At 44.3% G+C, this 377-nt stretch carries 1 protein-coding gene; it reads right to left on the reverse strand.

What is annotated here, in order from left to right:
* Nucleotides 1-377 (reverse strand): tail fiber assembly protein (locus tag AK59_RS0123445; RefSeq protein ID WP_029883963.1); only part of this gene is annotated, 377 nt, incomplete at both ends.

The raw sequence follows: 377 nt of genomic DNA on the forward strand, positions 1-377 counted from the left end.
ATATCCGGGGCGGAACTGATATCAAGGCGGTTTAGCATCACACGGTAACGCTTCCAGCGGGCAAGAGCTGTTAACTCATCTTCTGTTGCAATACCGAGCTCATCAGCATCCTGCAGAGGCGCAATGGCGTCTGATGCTTCATTCTGCCTATTTAGTCTTTCCTGCTTCGCGACAGCAATATAATCGACCGGTAGAGGAATAATCTTTTGACCATCAAAAAACCATTCACCATTAATACTGAATCCTTCAGGAACAGCCTCTCTCTTAATTTCAGCTATCGACATATTAGCAGGCCAGAGCGCTGAAACGTCATAATCGGAGGAGCGTATAATCCCATCTGAGGAGTAAACGATTTTTAATTTATCCTTATCAAATTC

It is taken from the genome of Enterobacter sp. T1-1, assembly GCF_000710795.1.
Taxonomy (GTDB): Bacteria; Pseudomonadota; Gammaproteobacteria; order Enterobacterales; family Enterobacteriaceae; genus Enterobacter; species Enterobacter cloacae.